The organism is Mesorhizobium sp. B2-6-4 (assembly GCF_006441495.1).
Taxonomy (GTDB): Bacteria; Pseudomonadota; Alphaproteobacteria; order Rhizobiales; family Rhizobiaceae; genus Mesorhizobium.
Genome location: NZ_VFUE01000001.1, coordinates 168,901 through 190,182, shown reverse-complemented (window position 1 = coordinate 190,182; position 21,282 = coordinate 168,901). Strand labels below are relative to the sequence as shown.

General features: G+C 63.6%; 20 protein-coding genes. 16 read left to right on the top strand and 4 right to left on the bottom strand.

Annotated features, from left to right (window positions below; genetic code table 11):
• Positions 1–62 precede the first annotated feature (62 nt).
• The 6 genes from FJ426_RS00875 (at position 63) to FJ426_RS00850 (ending at position 6,947) form a co-directional block, all read left to right on the top strand.
• Entirely contained in the window at positions 63–1,232 is a 1,170-nt protein-coding gene (locus FJ426_RS00875) for an acyl-CoA dehydrogenase family protein (protein WP_140496673.1), read from the top strand.
• A gap of 31 nt (positions 1,233–1,263) precedes the next feature.
• The gene (locus FJ426_RS00870; protein WP_140523939.1) at positions 1,264–2,472 is read left to right on the top strand and encodes an acetyl-CoA C-acetyltransferase; all 1,209 of its coding nucleotides are present in this window, start codon (positions 1,264–1,266) and stop codon (positions 2,470–2,472) included.
• A gap of 14 nt (positions 2,473–2,486) precedes the next feature.
• The gene (locus FJ426_RS00865; protein ID WP_140560871.1) at positions 2,487–4,706 is read left to right on the top strand and encodes a 3-hydroxyacyl-CoA dehydrogenase NAD-binding domain-containing protein; all 2,220 of its coding nucleotides are present in this window, start codon (positions 2,487–2,489) and stop codon (positions 4,704–4,706) included.
• A 64-nt stretch (positions 4,707–4,770) separates the two neighbouring features.
• Positions 4,771–5,316: a thioesterase family protein gene (locus tag FJ426_RS00860; RefSeq protein WP_140523944.1), complete on the top strand. Its 546-nt coding sequence runs from the start codon at positions 4,771–4,773 to the stop codon at positions 5,314–5,316.
• Between the two features lie 123 nt (positions 5,317–5,439).
• Positions 5,440–6,084, top strand: coding sequence for a helix-turn-helix transcriptional regulator (locus tag FJ426_RS00855; protein WP_140496665.1), 645 nt, complete (start codon positions 5,440–5,442; stop codon positions 6,082–6,084).
• An 11-nt stretch (positions 6,085–6,095) separates the two neighbouring features.
• Positions 6,096–6,947 (top strand): thermonuclease family protein, encoded by an 852-nt coding sequence (locus FJ426_RS00850; protein ID WP_348642470.1) that lies wholly within the window; start codon positions 6,096–6,098, stop codon positions 6,945–6,947.
• Here FJ426_RS00850 and FJ426_RS00845 read toward each other — a convergent pair.
• The gene (locus tag FJ426_RS00845; RefSeq protein ID WP_140560869.1) at positions 6,913–8,559 is read right to left on the bottom strand and encodes a lysine--tRNA ligase; all 1,647 of its coding nucleotides are present in this window, start codon (positions 8,557–8,559) and stop codon (positions 6,913–6,915) included. The two genes, FJ426_RS00850 and FJ426_RS00845, sit on opposite strands and share 35 nt — an antisense overlap.
• A gap of 159 nt (positions 8,560–8,718) precedes the next feature.
• Here FJ426_RS00845 and FJ426_RS00840 point away from each other — a divergent pair, with 159 nt between their 5' ends.
• Complete coding sequence (locus FJ426_RS00840; RefSeq protein ID WP_140496659.1) at positions 8,719–9,126, top strand: tellurite resistance TerB family protein; 408 nt, start codon at positions 8,719–8,721, stop codon at positions 9,124–9,126.
• Positions 9,127–9,193: 67 nt separating this feature from the next.
• Here the strand turns inward: FJ426_RS00840 and FJ426_RS00835 are convergent, their stop codons facing one another.
• Positions 9,194–10,045, bottom strand: a complete 852-nt coding sequence (locus FJ426_RS00835) for a transporter substrate-binding domain-containing protein (RefSeq protein WP_140560868.1) — start codon at positions 10,043–10,045, stop codon at positions 9,194–9,196.
• Between the two features lie 60 nt (positions 10,046–10,105).
• Between FJ426_RS00835 and FJ426_RS00830 the strand changes: the two genes are divergently transcribed.
• The 3 genes from FJ426_RS00830 (at position 10,106) to FJ426_RS00820 (ending at position 12,531) form a co-directional block, all read left to right on the top strand.
• Positions 10,106–11,032 carry a LuxR family transcriptional regulator gene (locus FJ426_RS00830; RefSeq protein ID WP_224647240.1) on the top strand — a complete coding sequence of 309 codons (927 nt, stop codon included), beginning with the start codon at positions 10,106–10,108 and terminating at the stop codon, positions 11,030–11,032.
• Between the two features lie 96 nt (positions 11,033–11,128).
• Positions 11,129–11,767, top strand: coding sequence for an acyl-homoserine-lactone synthase (locus FJ426_RS00825; protein WP_140496654.1), 639 nt, complete (start codon positions 11,129–11,131; stop codon positions 11,765–11,767).
• A 14-nt stretch (positions 11,768–11,781) separates the two neighbouring features.
• Positions 11,782–12,531, top strand: a complete 750-nt coding sequence (locus tag FJ426_RS00820; RefSeq protein ID WP_140496652.1) for an enoyl-CoA hydratase-related protein — start codon at positions 11,782–11,784, stop codon at positions 12,529–12,531.
• Between the two features lie 56 nt (positions 12,532–12,587).
• Here the strand turns inward: FJ426_RS00820 and ppk2 are convergent, their stop codons facing one another.
• On the bottom strand, positions 12,588–13,496 hold the full coding sequence (ppk2, locus tag FJ426_RS00815; RefSeq protein WP_140496649.1) for a polyphosphate kinase 2: 909 nt from the start codon (positions 13,494–13,496) through the stop codon (positions 12,588–12,590).
• Between the two features lie 194 nt (positions 13,497–13,690).
• Here ppk2 and FJ426_RS00810 point away from each other — a divergent pair, with 194 nt between their 5' ends.
• From FJ426_RS00810 to FJ426_RS00800, 3 genes are all read left to right on the top strand, one after another.
• On the top strand, positions 13,691–14,956 hold the full coding sequence (locus tag FJ426_RS00810; RefSeq protein ID WP_140557631.1) for an ATP-binding protein: 1,266 nt from the start codon (positions 13,691–13,693) through the stop codon (positions 14,954–14,956).
• Between the two features lie 112 nt (positions 14,957–15,068).
• Entirely contained in the window at positions 15,069–15,794 is a 726-nt protein-coding gene (gene phoU / locus FJ426_RS00805) for a phosphate signaling complex protein PhoU (protein WP_140496645.1), read from the top strand.
• A 96-nt stretch (positions 15,795–15,890) separates the two neighbouring features.
• Complete coding sequence (locus FJ426_RS00800; RefSeq protein WP_140496643.1) at positions 15,891–16,898, top strand: magnesium and cobalt transport protein CorA; 1,008 nt, start codon at positions 15,891–15,893, stop codon at positions 16,896–16,898.
• Positions 16,899–17,010: 112 nt separating this feature from the next.
• Here the strand turns inward: FJ426_RS00800 and FJ426_RS00795 are convergent, their stop codons facing one another.
• Positions 17,011–17,529 carry a GcrA family cell cycle regulator gene (locus tag FJ426_RS00795; protein ID WP_140496642.1) on the bottom strand — a complete coding sequence of 173 codons (519 nt, stop codon included), beginning with the start codon at positions 17,527–17,529 and terminating at the stop codon, positions 17,011–17,013.
• Between the two features lie 355 nt (positions 17,530–17,884).
• On the opposite strand from FJ426_RS00795, the gene FJ426_RS00790 reads away from it, so the two are divergent.
• The 3 genes from FJ426_RS00790 to FJ426_RS00780 all read left to right on the top strand — a co-directional run bounded on the left by FJ426_RS00790 (position 17,885) and on the right by FJ426_RS00780 (position 21,166).
• Positions 17,885–19,084: an aspartate aminotransferase family protein gene (locus FJ426_RS00790; protein WP_140523959.1), complete on the top strand. Its 1,200-nt coding sequence runs from the start codon at positions 17,885–17,887 to the stop codon at positions 19,082–19,084.
• Between the two features lie 15 nt (positions 19,085–19,099).
• Entirely contained in the window at positions 19,100–20,011 is a 912-nt protein-coding gene (gene argF / locus FJ426_RS00785) for an ornithine carbamoyltransferase (RefSeq protein WP_140496638.1), read from the top strand.
• A 123-nt stretch (positions 20,012–20,134) separates the two neighbouring features.
• Entirely contained in the window at positions 20,135–21,166 is a 1,032-nt protein-coding gene (locus tag FJ426_RS00780; RefSeq protein ID WP_140513251.1) for an Hsp33 family molecular chaperone, read from the top strand.
• The last annotated feature ends 116 nt before the right edge of the window (positions 21,167–21,282 follow it).

Sequence of the window (21,282 nt, the reverse complement as noted above, 5' to 3'; positions counted from 1 at the left end):
GGGCGCCGCGACAGTGCGCGGATCTCAATTTCGATGGCAGACCTTGGGAGGAAGATCATCGCATGACCAACCCAGCCGAAATCCTTGGCCTGCCGAAGCCCGCCTGGGCGGCGGACGAGGTCGGCATGCTCTACGACATGGCGCACCGCTTCATGTCCGAAGAGATCGCGCCGCGTTACGACGAGTTCGAGAAGAACGAAATGGTCGACCGCGAGAGCTGGCTGAAGGCCGGTGCCGCCGGCCTGCTCTGCGCCTCAATGCCGGAGGAATATGGCGGATCGGGCGGCACCTTCGCCCATGAGAGCGCCATCATCGAGGCCATCGGCCATGTCGGCGTCGACGGCTTCGGCATCGGTCTGCACAATTCGATCGTCGCCCCCTACATCCTCCACTACGGCTCGGAGGAGCAAAAGAAGAAATGGCTGCCGAAGCTCGCCACCGGCGAACTGATCGGCGCCATCGCCATGACGGAGCCCGGCGCCGGCTCCGACCTGCAAGGCGTCAAGACGCGGGCCGAGAGGGACGGCAACCAATACAAGATCAATGGCTCCAAGACTTTCATCACCAATGGCCAGCTCGCCAATTTCATCATCGTCGTCACCAAGACCGATCCGGACAAGGGCGCCAAGGGGACTTCGCTGATCGTCGTCGAGACCGACGAGGTCGACGGCTTCGAGCGCGGCCGCAACCTCGACAAGATCGGCTTGAAGGCCAATGACACATCGGAGCTGTTCTTCAACGATGCGCGTGTGCCGACCTCCAACCTGCTCGGCCACGAGGAGGGACAAGGCTTCATCCAGCTCATGCAGCAATTGCCGCAGGAGCGTTTGCAGATCGGCACAGGCGCGATTGCCATGGTCGAGCGCGCGCTGGCGCTGACCATCGAATACGTCAAGGAGCGCAAGGCGTTCGGCAAGGCGGTCATCGATTTCCAGAACACCCAGTTCAAGCTGGCCGAACTGAAGACCGAGGCCACGATCGGCCGCGTCTTCTACAATGATTGCGTGGCGCGCCACATCGATGGCGGTCTCGATCCGGTGACGGCGTCGATGGCCAAGTACTGGCTTTCCGACCTGCAGGGCAAAGTCGTCGACGAATGCCTTCAATTGCATGGCGGCTATGGCTACATGAATGAATATCCGATCGCCCGCATGTTCCGCGACGCCCGCGTCCAGCGCATCTATGGCGGCACCAACGAGATCATGAAATTGCTGATCGGCCGCTCGCTCTGAGCATCGGTCGGCAAACCCAAGGAGCAGGAAAATGGCCGAAGCTTACGTCTATGACGCCGTTCGCACGCCGCGCGGCAGGGGCAAGAAGGATGGCTCGCTGCACGAAGTGCCGGCAGTGCGGCTCGCCGCCAGGACGCTGGAGGCGCTGCGCGACCGCAACGGGCTCGACACTGCAACTGTCGACGACATCATCTTCGGTTGTGTCGACCCGGTCGGCGAGGCGGGGTCGGTCATTCCGCGCGCCGCGGCCTTCGAGGCCGGCTACGCGACCTCGGCGCCCGGCATGCAGATCTCGCGCTTCTGCGCCTCCGGCCTCGACGCCATCAATTTCGGCGCCGCCAAGATAGCCCAGGGCGCCGATGAGATCGTCATTGCCGGCGGTGTCGAATCGATGTCGCGCGTCGGCATGGGCGCCTCGGGTGGCGCCTGGTTCATGGACCCTTCGGTCGGCCTGCCCGGCTGGTTCGTGCCGCAAGGTATTTCGGCCGACCTGATCGCCACAAAATACGGCTTCAGCCGGGACGATGTCGACGCCTACGCCGTCGAGAGCCAGAAGCGCGCGGCAAAATCCTGGGCCGATGGCCGCTTCAGGAATTCGGTGATCCCGATCAAGGACCAGAATGGTCTCACCATCCTCGACCATGACGAGCATATGCGCCCATCGACCGACATGCAGTCGCTGGCCTCGCTCAATCCCTCCTTCGTCATGCCCGGCGAAATGGGCGGCTTCGACGCCGTGGCGGTGCAGAAGCATCCGGAAGTGGAGGAGGTCAATCACGTCCACCATGCCGGCAATTCGTCGGGCATCGTCGATGGCGCGGCCGCCGTGCTGCTCGGTTCGAAGAAGGCCGGCAAGGCCATGGGCCTGAAACCGCGCGCGCGCATCCGCGCCTTCGCCAACATCGGCTCCGAGCCGGTGCTGATGTTGACCGGCCCCGTTGACGTCACCGAGAAGCTGTTGAAGCGCGCCAAGATGAAGCTGTCGGACATCGATCTGTTCGAGCTCAACGAGGCCTTCGCCTCCGTGGTGCTGCGCTACATGCAGGCCTTCGATATCGAGCACGACAGGATCAACGTCAATGGCGGCGCCATCGCCATGGGCCATCCGCTGGGCGCCACCGGCGCGATGATCTTCGGCACCGTGCTGGACGAGCTCGAGCGCCGCGATTTGAACACCGCGCTGGTGACGCTGTGCATCGGCGCCGGCATGGGCACCGCAACCATCATCGAACGCGTCTGACGGGGAGAGAAACGATGAGCTACACCAATTTCACCCTCGACATCGACGCCGACGGCATTGCGCTGGTCACCTGGAACATGCCGGACCGCTCGATGAACGTCTTCACCGAGGAGGTGATGCGCGAGCTGAACGCCATTGTCGACAGGGTGGCGGGCGACGCCGCCATCAAGGGCGCGGTCATCACCTCCGGCAAGGATACGTTCTCAGGCGGCGCCGACATCACCATGCTCCAGAAGATGCTGACGACCTTCGCGGCTGAAAAGGGCAAGGATCTCGAAAAGGCGACCAGGGCGCTGTTCGAAAACGCCGGCACCATGACCGGTCTGTTCCGGAAGCTGGAAACATCGGGCAAGCCGTGGGTTTCAGCAATCAACGGCACCTGCATGGGCGGTGCATTCGAAATGTCGCTGGCCTGCCATGGCCGCGTCGCCGCCGATTCCGACAAGGTGAAGATGGCGCTCCCCGAGGTGAAGATCGGTATTTTCCCGGGCGCCGGCGGCACCCAGCGGGTGCCGCGTCTCACCGACCAGCAGCAGGCGCTGCAAATGCTGACCTCCGGCCAGAACCTGTCGCCGCAGAAGGCGAAGGCGATGGGCCTGATCCACGAGGTCGCCGAGCCGGCCAAGCTGGTCGAGACTGCGAAGGCCATGATCAGGAACGGCCTCAAGCCGGTAGCGCCGTGGGACGAGAAGGGATTCAAGCTGCCCGGCGGCCCGGTCTATTCGGCGGCGGGCGCTAATCTGTGGCCGCCGGCCATCGCCATCCTGCGCCGCGAGACCTATGGCAATTATCCGGCCGCCGCGGCGATCCTGAAATGCGTCTATGAGGGCCTGCTGGTGCCGTTCGACACCGCCCTCAGGATCGAACAGCGCTATTTCACGGAGATTATGCAGACCAAGGAAGCGGCGGCGATGATCCGCTCGCTGTTCGTATCGTTGCAGGAACTCAACAAGGGCGCGCGCCGCCCGGCCGGCGTGCCGGAAACCAGGTTCAAGAAGATCGGTATTCTCGGCGCGGGCTTCATGGGCGCCGGTATCGCCTATGTCACGGCCAAAGCCGGCATCCCGGTGGTGCTGCTCGACCGCGACATGGAGTCCGCCGAGAAGGGCAAGGCCCATTCGGATGGTCTGATCTCGGATCAGGTGAAGAAGGGGCGTGCCAAGCCCGAGGACAAGGACAGGCTCCTGTCGCTGATCACGCCGACATCGGACTATGCCGACCTTGCCGGCTGCGATCTCGTGGTCGAGGCGGTGTTCGAGGATTCCGCGGTGAAGAAAAGCGCCACCGAACAGGCGGAAGCGGTGCTGAAGTCGTCGGCGATCTTCGCGTCGAACACCTCGACCATTCCGATCACCGCCCTGGCCAAGAATTCGGCGCGGCCGAAGAATTTCATCGGCATCCATTTCTTCTCGCCGGTCGACAGGATGATGCTGGTCGAAATCATCCTTGGCAAGAAGACCGGTGACAAGGCGCTGGCCACCGCGATCGACTTCGTGCGCGCCATCAAGAAAACGCCGATCGTCGTCAACGATACGCGCGGTTTCTACGTCAACCGCTGCGTCCTGCGCTATATGTCGGAAGCCTACAAGATGTTGATCGAGGGCGTTCCGGCACCGATGATCGAGAACGCCGCCAAGGCCGCCGGCATGCCGGTCGGCCCGCTGGCGCTGACCGACGAGACGGCCATCGACCTCGCCCAGAAGATCATGAAGCAGACCATCAGGGATCTCGGCGACAAGGCGATCGACCCGAAGCAGATGGCGCTGATCAACACCATGGCCGACGACCACGGCCGCTTCGGCCGCAAGAACGGCAAGGGCTTCTACGACTATCCGGCCAAGCCGGCCAAGAAGAAGCTGTGGCCGGGCCTTAAGGAGCTCTATCCGCAGCTCAAGCCGGAGAAGGTCGACTATGCGGAATTGCAGCAGCGCCTGCTGGTCACCATCGCGTTGGAAGCGGCTCGGGTGATGGAGGAGGGCATCGTCACCGATCCTCGCGAGGCCGATGTCGGCTCGATCCTGGCCTTCGGCTTCGCGCCCTATACGGGCGGCGCGCTGTCCTACATCGACGGCATCGGCGCCGGGCAGTTCGTCAAGATCGCAAAGAGCTTGCAGAAGAAATACGGCGCCGAGTTCAAGGCGCCCAGGCTGCTGCACGACATGGCAGAAAAGGGCGAGACTTTCTACCAGCGCTTCGACACCTACGCGAAGGGCGACGTGAAGCAGGCGGCCTGAGCGTGGCCGGAATCAAAGGTGCCGCGGCGTCCCTTGCGCGTCCGAAAAGACGCGCCGCGCCGTAATGTATGTCTGGGGGCGCCTTGCGCGTATGATGGCCACGGCGGGCAGCCGTGGCTCCTACCAGATGGGTGACGAAAGCCGGTTGGCCTTTCGCTGCCTGCCGACGGACATCGATTTCAACCGCCATCTCAACAATGCCCGCTATATGATGCTGGCGGACCTTGGCCGCATCGATATCTTCATCCGCGCCGGCCTCATCACGCTGGCGAGAACGAATGGCTGGGCGCCGATGATCGGCGGGCTGCAATCGGCCTATGTGCGTGAGATCAAACTGTGGCGGCGTTTCGAAGTGGTGTCTTCGATCGAGACCTGGGAAGGCAGCCAGGTCATCGGCAAGCACCGTTTCGTCCTCGACAATGGCGAGACCGCCGCATTGATCATGACGACAGCCGGCGTCTACGACCGCGCCGCCCGGCGCTTTCTCGATATTGACGAGGTCGTCGCCGCGCTTGGCCGCTCCGCCCAGCCGCGTCCGCCCAGCGAAGCCGAGCGGGCGTTCATGGCCTCGCACCGGAACCTGCGCGGGCAGGCCAAGCGGATCGGTTGACCCGGAAACCGGAATTGGCGCGGCCAGCAGGAAGATGTAGTGCCATGGCACAACCGGTGGACAAACCTTCATTCGAAGACTAGAAAGGAAAGGCATTTTTTCCTTTTTGCAAGGAGAGCGGAATTGCTCTCGCATGACCGTGTTTGGGCCGCCATCGACGCTCTGGCCGAGCGGTATTCGCTCTCGGCTTCCGGCCTGGCGAAGCGGGCCGGCCTTGATTCGACTGCCTTCAACAAGTCGAAGCGACTGTCGTCGGACGGCAGGCCGCGCTGGCCCTCGACCGAATCGCTGGCCAAGATCATCGAGGCGACGGGCGCTTCGCTCGACGAATTCACCGGGCTGATAGAAGGTCGGGCCGGCCACGGCGCGATGCCCGCCCGCGGGCGTGCCGTTCCGTTGCTCGGCTTTGCCCAGGCCGGCGCCGGCGGGTTTTTCGACGATGCCGGCTTCCCGGCCGGTCAAGGCTGGGATCTGGTGGAACTGCCGGCGCAATCGACCGAGAGTTCCTATGCGCTTCAGGTGCAAGGCGATTCAATGCTGCCGCTCTACCGCAATGGCGACGTGCTCATCGTCGAGCCGGCAGCCCTCATCCGCAAGGGCGATCGCGTCGTCGTCAAGACGACGGGCGGCGAGGTGATGGCCAAGGTGCTCGATCGCCAGACCGCTAGGTCGATCGCACTGGTTTCGCTCAATCCCGATCATCCGGACCGCGACATTCCCATGCGCGAGGTTGAATGGGTGGCGCGGATCGTCTGGGCAAGCCAATAGGGTGCGGGCTGGTGCGGCTTCCTCATCTTGTCCTTGCGGTTCTGATGGTCCCTGGAATGGCCGCGCTGGTAGTCGCCGGCGGCCGCGCGCTGAAGAGCGGCGAAGCTGCCGTCGGGGTGGAACAGATCGATCCGAGCGCCGATACGGTCTCTCAGCCAGGCACCGACGGTGTGCCGGAGGAGCCGGCCACATCGGCCATTGCCGCTCCGCCGCCCCCCGCCGCTAGCCTGCACTCGCGTGCGATCGATCCCCAAGTCGTGGCGCCGCCGGAGCTTCCCAGCAAGGAGCTGGAGCGGGTGGAGCCGCGCGCGCCGTTGAGCAAGCTGGCGCTGGCCATGCCGCCCAAGCCGAAAATGCCGGACGACTGGAAAGGGACGAAGCTGTTCCAGCCGGTCGCGCCCGCCGCCGGACTGATCGAGGCGAAGGGCTATTCTGTCGCGGTTTCCGGCGTCGACATTGTCGGGCAGAACGAGACCTGCACCTCGGACGGTAAATCCTGGCCCTGCGGCGTCCGCGCGCGCACGGCGTTCCGCGCCTTCCTGCGCGGCCGGGCGGTGGTCTGCGCCGTGCCGCCGGAAGGCGGCCGCGACCTGATCGCCGCCGACTGCCGGATCGGCAAGCAGGATGTCGGCCGATGGCTGGTCGAGAACGGCTGGGCGCGCGCCGCCAAAGGCGGCCCTTACGTCGAAGTCGGGGAAAAAGCGCGCAGCGAAAGGAAAGGCATTTTCGGATCGGCGCCAAGCCTTTCAGGCGTGCCTTCGATGCCGGCCGCCCGCGCCCCGGCGCCGCAAGCGCCGGGCTCGATCTTGGAAGAGGTCGGCGGCATTCTCAAGCCAGCTGACCAGCCAACGCCTTCTGAATGAGCCCGCGCGTCTCGGCGATGCCGTAGAGTGCCGCGAACGAGCCGAAGCGCGGTCCGCGCTCCTGCCCGATCAGCACCTGGTAGATCATCTGGAAGAAGGCGCCCGAAACGCCCGGACCACCTTCGGGGCTCTTCTTGGAATGATCCTGATAGCGTTCCACCTTGCGGGCGATGTTGAGCGCGGCGTTCTGGATCGCCTCGCCGTCCGAGCCCGCCGGCAGGGCGCCGAGCGCCTGATCCAACGCTTCCAGCGCCTCCCGCTCGACGTCGTCGGGCGCGCGGAAGGTCTTCGTCGGCTTCACGAAATCGTCGAAATAGCGGATCGCATAACCCGTCAGCCTGTCGAGCTCAGGGTGGGTCGCCGGCGTCACGCCCCGCACATGGCGCGAGATGAAGCCCCACAGCACGTCCTTGTTCTGCGCATTGGAGGCGCTGACTAGGTTGAGCAGCAGCGAGAACGGCACCGGCATGTCGATGGCGGGCGGATTGCCGTCGTGCATGTGCCAGACCGGGTTGCCCAGCCGTTCCTTCCAGTCCTGCCTCCGATAGGCTGCAAGGAAGGTGTAATATTCGTCCACGGCCCGCGGGATGACGTCGAAATAGAGCTTCTTGGCCTGTCGCGGCCGCTGGTACATATAGAGCCCCAGGCTCTCCGTCGGCGCGTAGGTCAGCCATTCGTCGATGGTCAGACCATTGCCCTTGGATTTGGAGATCTTCTGGCCGTTCTCGTCCAGGAACAGCTCGTAGACGAAATGCTCCGGCGCGTGCCCGCCGAGGATGTTGCAGATGCGGTCATAGACCACCGCATTGGTCTGATGGTCCTTGCCGAACATCTCGAAATCGACGCCAAGGGCCGCCCAGCGCATGCCGAAATCGGGCTTCCACTGCAGCTTCACCTTGCCGCCGGTAACCGGAAGCGTGGTCTCGGTACCGTCATCGTCGAAGGTGATGGTGCCCGCCCTGGCATCGACGTGCTTCATGGGAACGTAGAGCACGCGGCCGCTCTTCGGCGAGATCGGCAGGAACGGACTGTAGGTCGCCTGCCGCTCCTCGCCCAGCGTCGGCAGCATCACCGCCATGATCTGGTCGTAGCGTTCGGCCGCGCGCAACAGCATCGCGTCGAAGCGGCCGGTCTTGTAGTACTGCGTCGCGCTGGCGAACTCATAGTCGAAGCCGAACGTGTCGAGGAAGCGGCAGAGCATCGCGTTGTTGTGGTCGGCGAAACTCGCATAATCGCCGCCGAAAGGGTTGGGCACCGAAGACAGCGGCTTGTGCAGGTGCGGCTCCATCGCCGCGCGATCCGGCACGCTGTCGGGTATCTTGCGCATGCCGTCCATGTCGTCGGAAAAGCACAGCAGCTTGGTGGCGACCTTGTCCTGCGTGATGACGCGGAAGGCATGCCGCACCATCGACGTGCGCGCCACCTCGCCGAACGTGCCGATATGCGGCAGGCCGGACGGGCCATATCCGGTTTCGAACAGCACCGTTTGCGGGAGTTCGCGGCCCTTGTAGCGCTCGATGATCTTGCGGGCTTCCTCGAACGGCCACGCCTTGCTTTCGGCCGCCGCCGTCAGCACTTCGGGATTGAGATCGATGATGTTTGATCCCGCCATGTCACTGTTTTCCAAATTAGACGCCGGCAAAGCCGCAAGTGAGGATTTTCAACCGGTCTCTATGCGCGCCTGACCGGAGCGTCAACGAGCGCGGCGCTTTTTCCTTGCAGCGCAGGGAACGCGTTCCTACCTTCGCAGCCCGTATCGAGGAGTTGTTGAATGCCGACCCCGCATGAAGCGCTGATCTACCTGATGGTCATCACCTCCGCCTCCGACCGCGACATGACGGATGTCGAGCTGGCGCGGATCGGCGAGGTCGTCCGCTCATGGCCGGTGTTCGAGGATTTCGACCACGACCGCCTGGTTGGCGTCGCCCAGGCCTGCCAGAAGAAGCTGCATGAAAAGGGAGGGCTGGAGGGTGTCCTGGCAAGCGTGGCCGAGGCCCTGCCGGAGCGCCTGCGCGACACCGCCTATGCGGCCGCCTTCGAGGTCGCGGCCGTCGATCTCGAAATGCGGATGGAGGAGGTGCGGGTGCTCCAACTCATTCGCCTCAAGCTCGATCTCGACACGCTGACCGTCGCGGCGATCGCGCGTGCGGCCAAGGCGCGCCTGCGCACGCTGACCTGAGCGGCGACACTCAACCCGACCGGAAGAAACTGATCGGGACCGGATCAGAAAGCTGACCGGGACCGGATCAGAAGAAACTGACCGGGAAATAGCGCAGGTAGAACTCGGCGAACGTGCCTTTCAGCGAAATCTCCTGCAGCGCGTAGTCGAGAGCGGCGGCCAGCGCCGGGTCATCGGATCGGGCGGCGATGGCCATGCCCGAACCCAGATATTCCGGCGCCAGATAAGGTCCGCCGGCAAAGCGGCAGCAGCCGGCCGCATCCGAACCGCCCAGCCAAAAGGCGAAACGCATGCCATCGCCGAAGGCGGCATCGATCTTGCCGGCCTTGAGGTTGGCGTAGAGGTCTTCCGGCCTGTCGAAGGTGACGACCTGAACGGTGTTGAAATAATCGCGCAGCATGCGCTCATGCGCCGAGCCTGATATCACGCCGACACGCTTGCCGCGCAGCTTGGCGAACAGCGGCTCGGTCAGCGCCTCGCCCTTCGGCATGATGAAGCGCGCCGGAAATTGCAGGTAGGAGCGCGAGAAGGCGTATGTCTGGCGTGACTGCGGCGTCGCGGCGATGCCGGCAATGATCGCTTCGCCTTCGCCTTTCTCAAGCGCTCCTTCGAGCTCGGTCCAGGGCAATGCCTGGATCTGACATTTGTCGACGATGCCGAGCTCGGCGCAGATGGCGCGCGCCAGGTCGATGTGGAAACCGGACAGCTTTCCCGCGGCGTCCAGGAAGTTGAAGGGCGGGAAATCGGTTGTGGTCAGGAACCGCAGCCGCGGCAGTGCGGAGAGCTCCGGTTTCGGTAGCCGCTCCTTGGCATCCCACAGCACCGGCACCTGCGGCTCGGCCGCGCGCGCGCGCTCACCCAACGCCAGCGACGCGATCAGCATCGACGCAAGGACGAGAGACCTCCGCTGGAACGCCATGATAAACTTCCACCGCACCTGTGTTCGCATCGGTTCTGGTACGAAAATAGTACAGGCACAATGCTTTTTGATTTCAACGCGTCGATTTCAGGATATGCTTTAGCAGGTTTGCAAACAGCGGTGGCTGCCCGGGTGGGGACCAGGGTCGAGAACCACAACCACAAGGCAACGCTTTGCAATCCCTGGTCGGTGGCGAAGTGCCAACAAGGCACGGATCATCGATTTCAACGAGGCAACATGGGGTTTGATGTTGCGATGGGTCAGTTCGATCGCACGCTGGAATACATAGATCACCTGCAGCAAGCCGGAACGGCGGCTGCGGTTTGCGAGAGGCTGTTGGGCATAACGTCGGATTTTGGCCTGACCGCTCTGATGGCGGGCACCGTACCGCAACCGGGCACGCCGACCGGCCAGCAAAAGCAGCATGTGCTGCTTTGCGACTGGCCTGTCGAATGGTTGGAGCGCTACGTGGCGCGCAACTATGTCGATCACGACCCGATCGTCAGCCACATGAAACAGTTGCAGGCGCCGTTCCAGTGGCGGGAAGCGGCCCAGGGCGTTAGCATCGACAGAAGCAGCGGCGAAGTGATGGGCGACGCCGTCGTGTTCAAGCTGCGCGACGGGCTGGCATTCCCGCTGATCACGCTCGACGGCCAGATCGTCATGGTGTCACTGGGCGGCGAGGCCGTGGAACTGTCCGCCGCCGAGTTCGGCCTGGTGTCGCTGGTGTCGACCTATGCGGTGGGTCGCGCCATGCAGCTTCACACGAAGGCCAGCAAGACCATCGATAATGTCGAGCTGACGCCGCGCGAACGCGAATGCCTGCAATGGGCCGCCGTCGGCAAGTCCGAATGGGAGATTTCGCAAATCCTCGGCATCTCCGAACACACGTCGGAGAAACACCTCCTTAACGCCAAAAGCAAACTCGGTGCCGTCAACCGCGTACAGGCAGTCGCTGAAGCGATAAGGCGCGGCTATATTAGTTAGGTCGGCCGGGTCGGCCTAGAAATTCCTGCCTACGTGATCGCGTAATTTTCTTGCGAGGGCACGGCCGTATCTTCCTCTTGAACAGGAGACGGCAAAATGATTTTTTCCCTTACAACAAAAGAACTGATGGAACATCCCGATCTGTGGGAGGCCGTGCATCGGCTGCGCTACAGGATTTTCGTCGAGGAAATGGGGTGGGAGGACCTGCGGCGCCCCGATGGCTTCGAGATCGACCAGTTCGATCATGACGAAGCGGTGCATCAGATCGTCATCAGAGGCAACGAGGTCGCGGGCTATCAGAGGATGTTGCCGACCACGCGGCCACATCTCTTGACCGAGGTGCTGGCCGATCTTTCCGTGGGAACGCCGCCGTCGGGTCCGAACATCTGGGAACTGACCCGCTATGCAGTGGCACCCGGCTTTCGCGACGGCCGCCGAGGCGTTTCGACCGTCGGTACCGAGCTCATTGCCGGCTTCGTCGAGTGGGGGCTGAAGCGCGGCGTCGACAAGGTGATCATCGAGTTCGAGCCGATGTGGGTGCTGCGCGCGCTGCAGCTGCATTTCCTGGCCACGCCGCTGGGCTATCAGCGCACCTATGGCAACCAGCAGGTCGTCGCGACGCTGCTCACCTTCAATGAGCACACGCTGGATGTGGTGCGTTCGCGCCGCAATCACCACGCTCCCGTTCTGGCCAGGGGATATCCCGATATGTTCGGGCAAAGGCGGGCGTCATGAGATCGGAAACGGCCATGAACGCGCACCCGCAACCCGAACTGCGCAACCACACGCTGATCGTCACCGTATCGTCGACCGACGGCCGGCCGGTGCTCGACAGAAGGGCCTATGAAAGCCTGGCAAGGACGTTCCACGAAGCCGCCGACAATGACGACGTTCGTGTCGTCGTGCTGCGCGGCCTGGCGGGCTGCTTCTGCCTCGGCGGCGATTTTTCCGAATTCCTCGATGCTACCAAGCACCAGAAGCTGATCGCCGCCGTCACCGACATGTTCCGCACGCTGGCGACGTTCCCCAAACCCATACTGGCCTGTGTCGACGGCGATGCGGTCGGCGTCGGCTGCACCATCCTGTTCCATTGCGACATGGTGATCGCGTCCGCCGAAAGCACGTTCCGGGTGCCGTTCGTCGATTTCGGCCTGGTGCCGGATGCCGCGACCAGCATCCTGGCGCCGCAGAAGCTCGGCTACGCCGGCGCCTTCCGCTTTTTCTGCCTCGGCGACACGCTGCGCGCCGACGACGCCAGGGCGCTCGGGCTGGTCGCCGAGATTGTCTCCGAAGGCAGCGTCGAGGAGGCAACCCTCGGCCGGGCAAGGCAGCTCGCCAGGAAGCCGGTCGCCGCGTTGCTGCAGACGCGGGGCCTGCTCAAGGGGAACCCCGCGGAACTTTGCGAACGCATCGATCAGGAGATCTCGCTGTTCCAGCAGGCGCTGCAGGACGACACCACGCTGCGGCGGCTGCAGCGGATTGCCCGGTTGGCGGCCTGAGCGTCGCGCCGAAGGCGTTGCGCCACGCGGTCCAGTGCCGCGTGGCGCAGGCACCGTCAGTCCTGTTTTGCCAGGAATGACGGCCCTTCGCCGATGATTTTCTTGTCTTCCTTGCCGATGATGTCGAGGTCGCGGCCGTCATAAGGCAGCGACAGGAGGATGCGCCGCATCACCGCCAGCCGCGCGCGGCGCTTGTCGTTGGCACGCACGATGATCCACGGAGCGAATTCCTTGTGGGTGCGCTCGAACATGGTATCGCGCGCCCTGGTGTAATCGTCCCACTTGGTAATGCCGGCAATGTCGATCGGCGAAAACTTCCAGCTCTTCAGCGGACTGTGGCGGCGATCGTGAAATCGCTCGAGCTGCGTTTCCCGGCCGATGTTCAGCCAGAATTTGAAGAAGTGGATGCCGTCATTGACGATCATCCTTTCGAAGTGCGGTGTCTCGTCGAGAAACTTCTCGTGCTGTTCTGGCGTGCAGAAGCCCATCACCGGTTCGACGCCGGCGCGGTTGTACCAGGAACGGTCGAACGTGACGAATTCGCCCGCGGTCGGGAAGTGGTCCGCATAACGCTGGTAGTACCATTGCCCCAGCTCGGTCGGCGTCGGCTTGGTCAGCGCCACGTTGCGTGCCGTGCGCGGATTGAGGTACTGGCGCAGGACGAAAATCGTGCCGCCCTTGCCGGCCGCGTCGCGGCCCTCGAACAGCGCCATCATCCGCCTGCCTGTCGACTGCAGCCACGCCTGCGCCTTGACCAGCTCGATCTGCAATGCCTCGAGCGTCTCGTCATATTCGTCGCTTTTCATCTTCTTGTCGTAGGGATAGCCGCCCGCGGTCAGCTTGCGCTCCTCGATCCAGTCCGGCAGTGCTGGATTCTCGATGTCGAACTCCCGCTCCTTGCCGTTGATCCTGAGCTTCAGCGGCCCCGGGGTCGGCGCGGCGGTGTTTTCCTTGGCTTTTTTCATCGAGACGAACCTTTCCAGCTTACGGACTCGTGCTATTGAGCCATTGCAGTGCCGCGCGCCGCTTCAGACGCAAAGGGCGCTGCACTTTTGGATTTTGCGCATGATCCTTTCCGAAAATCGATTCTGATTTTTCGGCGTCATGCGCCAGGCCGGTCCAGCGAAATTGCCGGACCGGGAGCGGGGCGCAGGCGCGAATGGCGGACCAGGGCGCAGATGAGAAGGGCGTGACGCAGGCGCTTGCCGCGCGGCTGTGGAACAGCCGATGGTTGCTGGTCGCCGGTCTTGTCGCGGTCATGGCGGTTTATGCCTTTGCGGGCATTTCCGCCTATGTGCTGCTGCCGGCGCTGGCTTTGCTGCTGGTGGCGGCGATGATACCGGCTGGAGCCACGCGCCAGCCCGGCGAAAGCGGCGCGGCGATCGAGGCCATCGGCCTGCAACGCCTGTCCGGCGAATATCTGGCGGCGGCCGTCGCCGACCCCTTGATCATCTTCGACCATGCCGCGGCCATCGTTCATGCCAACGCCGCCGCCTTCGCCGCCTTCGGCGGCATCGCGCCTGGCGTATCGTTGTCGCTGAAATTCCGGGCGCCGGAAATGCAGGCTCTTCTGGACGGCGTGCTGTCGGGCGAGGTCGCGTCGGATGTCATCGATTACACCGAGAGGCTGCCGGTCGAGCGGACTTACCGGGTCAGTGCCTCCTCCGTCGGTCACGGCACTGATCTCTACGTGATGGTGTTCAAGGACCAGAGCGAAGCGCGCCGCATCGACCGCATGCGCGCAGATTTCATCGCCAATGCCAGCCACGAATTGCGCACGCCGCTCGCCTCGATATCGGGTTTCATCGAAACGCTGCGCGGACCGGCCCGCAATGACCCGGCGGCGCGCGAGCAGTTCCTGCAGATCATGCAGAACCAGACCGGCCGCATGGCACGCCTGATCGATGACCTTTTGTCGCTGTCGCGGCTGGAGATGAAGCCCTATCTGCGGCCGGGGACCGAGGTCGACCTGCGCCAGACCGTCGACAGCGTCATCGATTCGCTGGCCCCGCTGGCGCGGGAAAACGGCGTCGTCATCGAGCGGGATTTCGCCGACGGCCCTCTCGACGTGCCGGGCGACCGCGACGAACTGTTCCAGGTCTTCGAGAACCTTCTGGAAAACGCCTGCAAATATGGGCAGTCGGGCGGCCGCGTGGTGGTGTCGATCGAGCGCGGCGACGCCGAGGGCGAAGCGGGCATCGACGTGACGATCAGGGATTTTGGCCCCGGCATTCCCGAGGAGCACATTCCGCGCATCACGGAGCGCTTCTATCGCGTCGACGTCGAGAGCAGTCGAACCCAGAAGGGCACAGGCCTTGGCCTGTCGATCGTCAAGCATATCCTGACGCGCCACAACGCCAGGCTCTCGATCAAGTCCGAAGTCGGCAAGGGCGCCGCCTTCTCGGTTCATTTGCCGGCGGCCTGAGCCGCCCTAGTTTCCAAGGTGCCATTTCTTTTTTCTGTCATCCGGTTAGCGTATCAGCGGGGATTCGAGGAAACGACTCAAAATCAGATCATCCGTGGGAAGGCATCCGGTCATGCAGTCCGTGCACATAGTCAGCGCCTATGACGAGGAGCTGAAAGATCTGTCGAAGCGCATCGCCGCCATGGGCGGACATGCCGAACGCATGGTCGAACAGGCGATCTCCGCCTTGGTCAATGCCGATCCCGGCCTTGCCCAGAAGGTGATCCGCGACGACGCCGTCCTCGACGAAGGCCAGCGCGAAATCGACGACAGGGCAATCATCATCATCGCCCGGCGCCAGCCGATGGCGACGGACTTGCGCGAGATCGTCGGCGCGATCCGCATCTCGGCCGATCTCGAGCGGGTCGGCGATCTCGGCAAGAATGTCGCCAAGCGTGTGGTGGCGGTTGCCGACGGGCGCCAGCCGACCAGCCTGTTCCGCGGCCTCGAAGCCCTGGCCGACCTGGCGTTGACCCAACTCAAGGAAGTGCTCGACGTCTACGCCTCGCGCTCGGTCGAAAGGATCGGCTTCGTACGTGACCGCGACGACCAGATCGACGCCATGTACACGTCGCTGTTTCGCGAATTGCTGACCTACATGATGGAAGATCCGCGCAACATCACGCCCTGCACGCATCTGCTGTTCTGCGCCAAGAACATCGAACGCATCGGTGACCATGCCACCAACATTGCCGAGACGATCTACTATATCGTCACCGGCGACCAGATGCCTGCCGACCGGCCGAAGGGCGACAAGACGGACAAGATCGGCCTTTCCGCAACGCAGCCGATCAAGTGAACGCACTTTCTCTCGAACGCTTGGTCGTATTGCGCTAGACTATCCCTGAGGCAAGCCTGCTGGTTCCCCGCAAAGGCAGTGCTTCGGGAGGCTGCGATGGAATATGTCCGGGACTTCAAGCCCGCGCCGCCGACATCGGCCGTCATCGCCTCCAGCGTCTACACAGCCGGGCGCCGCATCGCCGACATCCCGATCGAGGAAGCCGGCACATGGGCCAGGAAAGCGGGACACGTCGTGTGGATCGGGCTGCTTGAACCCGACCGCGAGCTTCTGCTGCGCGTGCAGGCGCAATTTCATCTGCATGAGCTCGCAATCGAGGATGCCGAGCATCCGCACCAGCGGCCGAAGATCGAGCAATATGGTGATGCGCTGTTCATCGTCGCCCGCACCGCGCAGCTGATCGAGGGCCGCGTCACCTTCGGCGAGACGCATCTGTTCGTGGGCAGCGGCTACATCGTCAGCGTCAGGCACGGCCCTTCGACATCCTATGCTGTGGTGCGCCAGCACTGGGAAAGCTGCCCGCATTCACTGGCCAAGGGCGAGGATTTCGTCCTCTATGCCATTCTCGATTTCATCGTCGACAACTACATGCCGGTGCTCGAGCAGATCGAGGATGAGGTCGAGGCGATCGAGGACCGGGTCCTGCTGAAGCCGATGACCGGCCCCGATATCGAACGCCTTTATATGCTGCGTCGCGATCTGTTGCGGCTGCGCAATGCCGCACTGCCGCTGGTGGAGGTCTGCCGCCGGCTGACCAGCGCCGACCTGCCGCAGATCCATTCAGCCATGCACCCGCTGTTTCGCGACGTGACCGACCATATCCGCACCGTCCAGGAAAAGATCGACAGCTTGCGCGAAGTGCTGGCCTTTGCTTTCGAGGCGAGCCTGCTGGTGGGCCAGAGCCAGGAAACGGCGATCTCCAAAAAGCTCGCCTCATGGGCGGCAATCCTGGCCGTGCCGACAGCCTTCGCGGGCATATACGGCATGAATTTCAGCGACATGCCGGAACTGAAGATGGAATACGGCTACCCGATGGTGCTGCTGGCGATCGCGCTGATCTGCAGCTTCCTCTACTGGCGGTTTCGCAAGAATGGATGGCTGTGAGAGTAGGGCAGTAGGCAGTAGGCAGTAGGCAGTAGGCAGTAGGCTAAACGCTCGGGAGCGCAAATTCAAAACATACTGCCCTACTGCCCTACTGCCCTACTGCCTTAGTCCCTTATCTATTCCGCCGCCGCTCCGCTGCCGGCTGGAACGCCACGCGGGCATGGTATTTACAATAGGGTCCGGTTTCGGCGGCTTCGTTGCCGCAGAAATTGAAGTCTTCCGACAGCGGATCGCCGTTCGGCCATTTGCAGGTGCGCTCGGTGAGTTCGGTGAGCTGGAGATGCCGCGAGATCGGCACCACCACATTCTCGACCGGCCGGATATAGTGGCGGGCCACCGGCTCGGCATCGAACTGCGCTTGCAGCGCCGTTGCTCCGATCGATGTCGTGACGTGGCGGGTCGCACTCGCGGGGCGCGACACCGATTTTTGCGCGCCCGACCCTTGCGCCGTCTTCTTCTGGCGTGCCGGCGCTGCCGTGGCGCGCCCGCGGCCCGACAATTTCAGCCGGTGCACCTTGCCGATGACGGCATTGCGGCTGACCCCTCCAAGCTGGGCAGCAATCTGGCTTGCGCTCAGACCCTCCGACCACAGTTTTCTCAAGAGTTCGACCCGCTCGTCAGTCCAATTCATGACCGCGCTCCTGCTAAGCGTACGGCAATCGGAATCCATTCCCGGCCCAGCACCACTGCTGGGGCAGACACCACATATATCTGGTGATTAGGTCCGCCGCACGAAATCTAGTTATTTCCCGACTACAACTACCTTATGCGCTGACTCGGTGACAAGAGTCCGAAGTGCAACACGAATCGGTTTTTTCGGTTTTCCCCAACTTGCCAGCTCACTTATGAGCCGGCGTCCCGTCGGGAGGCTTGCCGCGCGCCACTACGCGACGTTTTCGTTGACTTCATGGCTGAAAAACCCGATAAGCCGCAAAGGCCGCCGCTTTGGCGGCTTTTTTGATTTTCCGGTTCCGGAGACGCATATAATGAGCGGTTCGGCGCTTTTCGAGACCTTTGCTCGCGCACCCCTGGCCTTCGATCACGGGGAAGGCACTTGGCTGGTTACCGACAAGGGCGAGCGATATCTCGACTTTGCCGGCGGCATAGCCGTCAATTCGCTGGGCCACGGCCATCCGCATCTGGTCGCGGCGCTCACCGAGCAGGCTGCCAAACTCTGGCACGTCTCCAATCTCTACGAGATCCCGGGGCAGAGCCGGCTCGGCGAGCGGCTGGCCGACGCCACCTTCGCAGACAAGGTGTTCTTCACCAATTCTGGCGCCGAGGCGCTGGAATGCGCGATAAAGACGGCGCGGCGCTACCATTTCGTCAAGGGGCATCCCGAGCGCTTCCGCGTCATCACTTTCGAAGGCGCCTTCCATGGCCGCACGCTGGCGACCATCGCGGCCGGCGGCCAGTACAAATATCTCGAAGGTTTCGGCCCGAAGGTCGAGGGTTTCGACCAGGTCGGCTTCGACGATATCGACGCCGCCGAAAAGGCGATCACGCCGGAGACCGCGGCGATCCTGATCGAACCGGTGCAGGGCGAGGGCGGTATCCGCCCGGTGCCGACACAATCGCTGAAGCGGCTGCGGCAGCTCTGCGACCAGCACGGCCTGCTGTTGATCTACGATGAGGTCCAGTGCGGCATCGGCCGCACCGGCAAGCTGTTCGCGCATGAATGGTCGGGGGTCGCTCCAGACATCATGGCCATCGCCAAAGGCATTGGCGGTGGCTTCCCGATGGGCGCCTGCCTTGCCACCGACGAGGCGGCTGTCGGCATGACCGCGGGCGTCCACGGCACTACGTTCGGCGGCAACCCGCTGGCCATGGCGGTCGGCAATGCCGTGCTCGACGTGGTGCTGGAGGAGGGCTTCCTGGCGGATGTGCAGCGCAAGGCGCTGTTGTTGAAGCAAGGGCTGGCAGGGGTGGCCGACGAATTCCCCGAGGTCATCGAGGACATCAGGGGCACGGGGCTGATGCTGGGCCTCAAATGCGCCATGCCCAACGGCAAGGTGAACATGGCGCTGCGCGACCAGCATCTGCTCGCGGTTCCGGCCGGCGACAACGTCATTCGCCTGCTGCCGCCGCTCACCGTCACGGACAGCGAGATCCATGAAGCGCTGGAGCGCATTCGCGCCGGCGCCAAGGCCCTGTCCGAGGCCATCGCCGCTGAAGCCGCGAAGTAAATTCGAAAGCTCCTGATGTCACTTCGTCATTTCACCGACCTCTCCGCCGTTTCCGAAGGCGACCTGCGCTCCATGCTGACCGACGCAGTGGAGCGCAAGGCGCGCCTCAAGGCGGGCGAGCGCTCGAAACCGCTCGAAGGCAAGGTGCTGGCGATGATCTTCGACAAGCCGTCGACGCGCACGCGCGTCTCCTTCGATGTCGGCATGCGTCAGCTTGGCGGCGAGACCATCATGCTGACCGGCACCGAGATGCAGCTCGGCCGCTCCGAGACCATCGCCGACACCGCCAAGGTTCTGTCGCGCTATGTCGATGCCATCATGATCCGCACCACGTCGCATGAGCGGCTGCTGGAGCTGACCGAGAATGCGACCATCCCGGTGATCAACGGGCTCACCGACGATACCCATCCTTGCCAGCTGATGGCCGACATCATGACCTTCGAGGAGCATCGCGGTCCGGTCGCCGGCAAGACCATCGCCTGGACCGGCGACGGCAACAACGTGCTGCATTCGCTGCTGGAAGCCTCGGCGCGGTTCCGCTTCAACCTCAACGTCGCCGTGCCTGAAGGCAGCGAGCCGGCGCAGAAGCATGTCGACTGGTCAAAGGCGCATGGCGGCAAGCTCTCCTTTACCCGCTCGCCAGAGGAAGCCGTCGACCAGGCCGACTGCATCGTCACCGACTGCTGGGTGTCGATGGGCCAGGAGCACCGCGCCCGCGGCCACAACGTGTTTTCGCCCTACCAGGTCAACGCCAAGCTGATGGCCAAGGCAAAGCCCGACGCGCTGTTCATGCATTGCCTGCCGGCGCATCGCGGCGAGGAAGTGACGGACGAGGTCATCGACGGTCCGCATTCGGTGGTCTTCGACGAGGCCGAGAACCGGCTCCACGCCCAGAAGGCCGTGCTTGCCTGGTGTCTTGGGGCCTGAAGTGGACTTGAAGTGTCTTGGCGCTTGACGTGCCGGGGAACTTGATCTCCGGAGGCGCGATGCCTATCTGCGCGGCATCACGCAAATCAAGCGCGTTTAGACGCATGCTCCCCAAAGGGCGGCATGGCCGCGCCCTGGAGCTTTGTCATGCTGGAAACCCATCAAGTGGCTGAACATCACCCCAAACTCGGCGAATTCGGTTACGCCGGCGATGATCACGTCGTGCCTTTCGAGGTCGGCCCGCTCGATGTGCGCGGCCGCACCGTGCAGCTCGGGCCGATGCTCGATGCGATCCTTGGCCGCCATGATTATCCCGAGCCGGTCGCCCGGTTGCTGGCGGAAGCCTGTGTGCTGACGGTGCTGCTAGGCACCTCGCTCAAGTTCGAGGGCAAGTTCATCCTGCAGACCCGCACCGACGGCCCTGTCGACATGCTGGTCGCGGATTTTTCCACGCCCTCGGCGCTGCGCGCCTATGCGCGCTTCGATGCCGACCGGCTGGAGGCGCTGATTGCGGCCGGCGAGACCTCGCAGCAAACGCTGCTCGGCAATGGTGTGCTGGCGCTGACCATCGACCAAGGTGCTCACACGCAGCGCTACCAAGGCATCGTCCAGCTCGACGGCGAGACCCTGGAAGAGGCCGCGCGCACCTATTTCCGCCAGTCGGAGCAGATCCCGACCGATCTCCGGCTTTCGGTCGCCAAGCTTTTGACGCCCGGCCCCGGCGGCGCGCGCGAGCAGTGGCGGGCGGGCGGCATCCTGGCGCAGTTCCTGCCGCAGGCCTCCGAGCGCATGCGCGTTCCTGACCTGCCCGGCGGGGATGGCGATCCGCGCGAGGAGATCCACGATCCCACAGACAATTCCTGGCAGGAATTGCTGGCGCTGCTCGGCACCATCGAGCCGACCGAACTGATCGATCCGACCATCGGCGCCGAGCGGCTGCTCTATCGTCTGTTCCACGAGCATGGCGTGCGCGTCTTCGGCGGCGTTCCCGTCGCCGATCAGTGCTCATGCTCCCGCGACAAGATCCGCGGCATCCTCGAGGGCTTCTCCGCGCAGGAGATCAAGGACAGCACCGAGGACGGTGGGATCCACGTCGCCTGCGAGTTCTGCTCGACGCAATATGACTTCGACCCGGCGGAATTTACGACGCAGTAGGGTTCCACCTTCTCCCCGTTCTACGGGGAGAAGGTGCCCGAAGGGCGGATGAGGGACGGCGCTGCCCCTCATTCCTGCCGGACATTTCTCGCCGCATAGTGACGGGGGAACGACGC

What these genes read in the sequence shown, in the direction of transcription:
- FJ426_RS00875 (WP_140496673.1), top strand. Translation starts at nt 63, where the DNA reads ATGACCAACCCAGCCGAAATCCTTGGCCTGCCGAAGCCCGCCTGGGCG.
- FJ426_RS00825 (WP_140496654.1), top strand. Translation starts at nt 11,129, where the DNA reads ATGATTTTTTCCCTTACAACAAAAGAACTGATGGAACATCCCGATCTG.
- FJ426_RS00840 (WP_140496659.1), top strand. Translation starts at nt 8,719, where the DNA reads ATGCCGACCCCGCATGAAGCGCTGATCTACCTGATGGTCATCACCTCC.
- phoU (WP_140496645.1), top strand. Translation starts at nt 15,069, where the DNA reads ATGCAGTCCGTGCACATAGTCAGCGCCTATGACGAGGAGCTGAAAGAT.
- FJ426_RS00865 (WP_140560871.1), top strand. Translation starts at nt 2,487, where the DNA reads ATGAGCTACACCAATTTCACCCTCGACATCGACGCCGACGGCATTGCG.
- ppk2 (WP_140496649.1), bottom strand. Translation starts at nt 13,496, where the DNA reads ATGAAAAAAGCCAAGGAAAACACCGCCGCGCCGACCCCGGGGCCGCTG.
- FJ426_RS00835 (WP_140560868.1), bottom strand. Translation starts at nt 10,045, where the DNA reads ATGGCGTTCCAGCGGAGGTCTCTCGTCCTTGCGTCGATGCTGATCGCG.
- FJ426_RS00860 (WP_140523944.1), top strand. Translation starts at nt 4,771, where the DNA reads ATGTATGTCTGGGGGCGCCTTGCGCGTATGATGGCCACGGCGGGCAGC.
- FJ426_RS00795 (WP_140496642.1), bottom strand. Translation starts at nt 17,529, where the DNA reads ATGAATTGGACTGACGAGCGGGTCGAACTCTTGAGAAAACTGTGGTCG.
- FJ426_RS00820 (WP_140496652.1), top strand. Translation starts at nt 11,782, where the DNA reads ATGAACGCGCACCCGCAACCCGAACTGCGCAACCACACGCTGATCGTC.
- argF (WP_140496638.1), top strand. Translation starts at nt 19,100, where the DNA reads ATGTCACTTCGTCATTTCACCGACCTCTCCGCCGTTTCCGAAGGCGAC.
- FJ426_RS00845 (WP_140560869.1), bottom strand. Translation starts at nt 8,559, where the DNA reads ATGGCGGGATCAAACATCATCGATCTCAATCCCGAAGTGCTGACGGCG.
- FJ426_RS00870 (WP_140523939.1), top strand. Translation starts at nt 1,264, where the DNA reads ATGGCCGAAGCTTACGTCTATGACGCCGTTCGCACGCCGCGCGGCAGG.
- FJ426_RS00790 (WP_140523959.1), top strand. Translation starts at nt 17,885, where the DNA reads ATGAGCGGTTCGGCGCTTTTCGAGACCTTTGCTCGCGCACCCCTGGCC.
- FJ426_RS00800 (WP_140496643.1), top strand. Translation starts at nt 15,891, where the DNA reads ATGGAATATGTCCGGGACTTCAAGCCCGCGCCGCCGACATCGGCCGTC.
- FJ426_RS00810 (WP_140557631.1), top strand. Translation starts at nt 13,691, where the DNA reads ATGGCGGACCAGGGCGCAGATGAGAAGGGCGTGACGCAGGCGCTTGCC.
- FJ426_RS00830 (WP_224647240.1), top strand. Translation starts at nt 10,106, where the DNA reads ATGCTTTTTGATTTCAACGCGTCGATTTCAGGATATGCTTTAGCAGGT.
- FJ426_RS00780 (WP_140513251.1), top strand. Translation starts at nt 20,135, where the DNA reads ATGGCCGCGCCCTGGAGCTTTGTCATGCTGGAAACCCATCAAGTGGCT.